The sequence below is a fragment of the Muribaculum sp. genome (genome assembly GCF_029051885.1).
Taxonomy (GTDB): domain Bacteria; phylum Bacteroidota; class Bacteroidia; order Bacteroidales; family Muribaculaceae; genus Muribaculum.
This window is the reverse complement of the sequence record NZ_JAIDKI010000091.1, coordinates 1-4,128: the sequence shown is the minus strand read 5'-3', so window position 1 is coordinate 4,128 and position 4,128 is coordinate 1. Positions and strand designations below refer to the sequence as shown.

General features: G+C 52.2%; 3 protein-coding genes. All 3 read right to left on the bottom strand.

From position 1 onward, the window contains the following. Positions 1–98 precede the first annotated feature (98 nt). Positions 99–959, bottom strand: a complete 861-nt coding sequence (gene mreC, locus K2I50_RS04145) for a rod shape-determining protein MreC (protein ID WP_301024972.1) — start codon at positions 957–959, stop codon at positions 99–101. Positions 960–1,117: 158 nt separating this feature from the next. After that, positions 1,118–2,137 (bottom strand): rod shape-determining protein, encoded by a 1,020-nt coding sequence (locus K2I50_RS04140; RefSeq protein ID WP_301024971.1) that lies wholly within the window; start codon positions 2,135–2,137, stop codon positions 1,118–1,120. A gap of 68 nt (positions 2,138–2,205) precedes the next feature. Next, positions 2,206–3,732 (bottom strand): bifunctional phosphoribosylaminoimidazolecarboxamide formyltransferase/IMP cyclohydrolase, encoded by a 1,527-nt coding sequence (purH, locus tag K2I50_RS04135; protein WP_301024970.1) that lies wholly within the window; start codon positions 3,730–3,732, stop codon positions 2,206–2,208. Between the last annotated feature and the right edge of the window lie 396 nt (positions 3,733–4,128).

Below are 4,128 nucleotides of genomic sequence, written 5' to 3'. Positions count from 1 at the left end.
CTATATATAGGATTGTAAACTGTATCGCTGTCTTTGTCATTGTGGCGGCAGGTGTACTCTCGTTGTTGGATTATTTCGGAATTATATGCCGAGGCATATCATGGGTGTGTCTGACTGTCGTTCTCTTCTCCGGCGGTAAGTAAGTCCAGTTCCTGGCGCATGTCGTTGGCTATTACTCTTACTGTCGACAGTGTTGAGAAATCGGTCAGCAGCTTGATACGGAGCGCGTAGAAGTTGTCATCATGCTCTTTTTCGTGGCTGATGATGGTGCCTACGGGTATCCCTTCCGGGAATACCGCCGAGTATCCCGACGTAACAATTGTGTCGCCTTTGCGGAAACGTTCGTGTCGGGGCATCTCTTCGAGTACAGCCTCGCCGGGATTGCGTCCGTCCCACACGAGCGACCCGAAGTAGTCGCGGCCTTTCACCTTGCAGCTGAGGCGCATCTTGGGATTGAGCAGTGAGATGACACGGGCGGAATGGTCGCCTACCACATTCACAATTCCCACCACACCGTTCTGGTCTACTACTCCCATTTCGGGCCGGACAGAGTCGAGGCGACCTTTTTCGATGGTGATATAGTTGTGTGAACGCGACACACTGTTGCTTATCACATGGGCGATTATGAAGTCGAAAGGCTGCATCACCGAGTCGTGGGCAAGCGAGTCGGCATATACTTTTTCGTTCATGGCCCGGAGCTGCTTGCGGAGTCCGATTACTTCGAGCTCGAGATCGGCAGTGCGTCGTTGTAAATCTTCGTTAATATCGTGAAGATGGAAATACGATGTGACGTTGGCCGCGACACCATAGATAGCCGAGGTGGCACGTCCCGCCGAGGTCATCCATACGTAGTGTTGATAGGGGTTTGTATCAAACAGCCATATGCATGATACCACTACGTAGAATGTAAAAAGAAACCATCGGCTGTATTTCAGCAAAAAGTCCCATAGGGTGCTCATCGATACCTGTCAGGGGTGAAGCGGGATGGATTAATAAATGTTTTTTCAGGATTATGCTCTCCATAGGCCCGTTGTGGCTTCCGGCGAAGTCATAATCCTGAAAATATAAAGTGCTGATACCGGCATGTCGGTCTTTATCGGCATGCCGCAGTGTGACGTCAGCGTATCAGGAACTTGAATTTGTCGATATTTTTCAGCGCCACGCCAGTACCGCGGGCAACAGCCAGCAGCGGATCTTCGGCGATGTGGAACTGGCTACCGATTTTGGCGTAATGACGCTTGTCAAGACCGCGCAGGAGCGCGCCGCCGCCGGCAAGCCAGATACCGTTGCGCACGATGTCGGCATAAAGTTCCGAGGGTGTCTGCTCCAGGGCGCTCAGCACTGCGGCCTCGATTTTGGAAATCGACTTTTCGATACAGTGTGAAATCTCCTGGTAGCTTACAGGCACTTCCATCGGGAGGGCTGTCATCTGGTTGGGACCATGCACGATGTAGTCTTCGGGCGGATTTTCGAGCTCGGTGAGCGCGGAGCCTACATTTATCTTGATAAGCTCGGCAGTGCGTTCTCCGACACGGATATTGTGGGCACGGCGCATGTGCTCTTTGATATCGTCGGTGAAGTCGTCGCCGGCAATCTGGATTGACTTGTTGCTTACGATGCCGCCGAGCGATATTACGGCGATTTCAGATGTACCGCCGCCTATGTCGACAATCATGTTGCCTTCAGGGGCACGCACGTCGAGTCCGATACCCAGGGCGGCTGCCATGGGCTCGTATATCATATATACATCGCGGCCGTCGGCATGCTCCGATGAGTCGCGCACGGCACGGATTTCGACTTCCGTAGAGCCGGATGGGATTCCGACAACCATGCGGAGCGAGGGGCTGAACCAGTTGCTTTTTGTGCTTACCTTTTTTACGAGGCCTCTGATCATCAGCTCTGCTGCGTTGAAGTCGGCAATCACGCCTTTGCGCAGCGGGCGTACGGTGCGGATGCCTTCAGGCTCCTTGCCCTGCATCTGCTGAGCCTCGGTGCCTACGGCGAGCAGTTTGCCGGTCTTGGTGTCAAGGGCCACAATCGACGGCTCGTCAATCACAATCTTATCATTGTGTATGATGATGGTGTTGGCAGTGCCGAGGTCGATGGCTATTTCTTTTGTAAATGAGAATAGACCCATTGGATTTTCTTATTTTGTATGCATGCTCCGTCCGAGGAACGGACGGGAGCATGCGCAGAGATGTGTTGTTAGTGTTTGAAGTGGCGGAATCCGGTTACTGCCATGGCCATGTCGTGGGCGTTGCAGAAGTCGACCGATTCCTGGTCGCGGATTGAGCCTCCGGGATGTACTACAGCCTCGATGCCTGCTTCGTGGGCGATTTCCACGCAGTCGGGGAAGGGGAAGAAGGCGTCGGAAGCCATAACGGCACCCTTCAGGTCGAAGCCGAAGCTCTGAGCTTTGGCGATAGCCTGACGCAGGGCGTCGACGCGCGAGGTCTGTCCTACGCCGGATGCGTAGAGCTGGCCGTTTTTAGCAAGAACAATCGCGTTGCTCTTAGAGTTCTTGACAATCTTGTTGGCGAAGAGGAGGTCGGCTACCTGCTCGGGTGTAAGGGCACGGGTGGTGACGCCTTTGAGCTCGTCGGGAGTCTCTACCTTGAGGTCGCGTTCCTGGCCAAGGGCGCCGTTGAGGCATGAACGGAACGACATTTTTGTCGACAGGGGCTCGTTCTGTACGAGAATGATGCGGTTCTTTTTCTGTTCGAGTACCTTCAGGGCGTCGTCGGTGTATGCGGGGGCAATCACTACCTCGAAGAAAATCTTGTTGATTTCCTCGGCGGTGGCTGCATCGATTGTGCCATTGGTCACAAGCACTCCTCCGAATGCGCTTACGGGGTCGCCGGCGAGGGCGTCTTTCCAGGCTTCGAGGATGGTGGGGCGAGTGGCTACACCACATGCGTTGTTATGCTTGAGCACGGCGAAAGTCGGATCGGCGAATTCGCTGATGAGGGTCACAGCGGCGTCGATGTCGAGCAGATTGTTGTAGGAAATCTCCTTGCCGTGGAGCTGGGTGAACATTTTTTCGAAATCGCCGAAGAAGAATCCTTTCTGATGGGGGTTTTCGCCATAGCGCATGGTTTTGGCACCGTCGATGGCTACACGCAGAGCAGAGGGACCTCCGTCGAGGTCGAAATAATTGAATATAGAGCTGTCGTAGGCTGAGCTTACGGCGAATGCCTCTTTTGCAAACCAGCGGCGCTCGTCGAGCGACGACTTGGCTCCGTTGCGGCGGAGCATTTCGGCGAGAGGAGCATACTGGCCTTTTGATGCGACGATTATCACGTCGTTGTAGTTTTTAGCGGCTGCACGGATGAGCGAGATGCCGCCTATGTCGATTTTCTCGATGATATCGGCGTTGGATGCGCCGGAAGCGACTGTGTCGACGAATGGATAGAGGTCGACAATCACCAGGTCGATTTCCGGGATTTCGTATTGGGCTATCTGGGCCTTGTCGCCTTCATGTTCGCGGCGGTTGAGTATGCCGCCAAATACTTTGGGATGAAGGGTCTTTACGCGGCCACCGAGTATGGAGGGGTAGCCGGTGAGGTCTTCCACTGCGTCGCAAGGATAACCGAGGCTTTCGATAAATGTCTGTGTTCCACCGGTTGAGAGAAATTTCACACCGTCGTTGTGGAGTAGGGAGAGTATCTCGTCAAGGCCGTCTTTGTGATAGACCGAGATGAGTGCAGTCTTGATGTTTTTGATGTCGGACATGCTTAATTCTTTTAATAGTCGGATTCAGAGCGCAAATTTAGTAAAAAATGCGCGTACTTTAATGAATGGAGAGAAAATTTTCCAAAAGATTTTCGGAGGCATATGTCTTGGGCTCGCAATCTTTTTTTGAGATTTGATTGCGAATATTCTGATGGTAATATTGCGTTGGCAAATCACCAACCGACGTTGGCCGGACTTTTGCTTCCTAAGGGTATGGGGCCGGGTATTTGCAGTGTGTCATAATTATCAGATTAATTTAAAGGGGTGGGGATGTGTTATAAAACCTTTTATGTAAAAATGCATTGCAAATATACGGACTATTTTTGTATTTGCAAAACGAATGGCAGAAGTTTTGTGAAATTTTTTAGAGGGAAAATTTATATCTTTGTGTTTGTA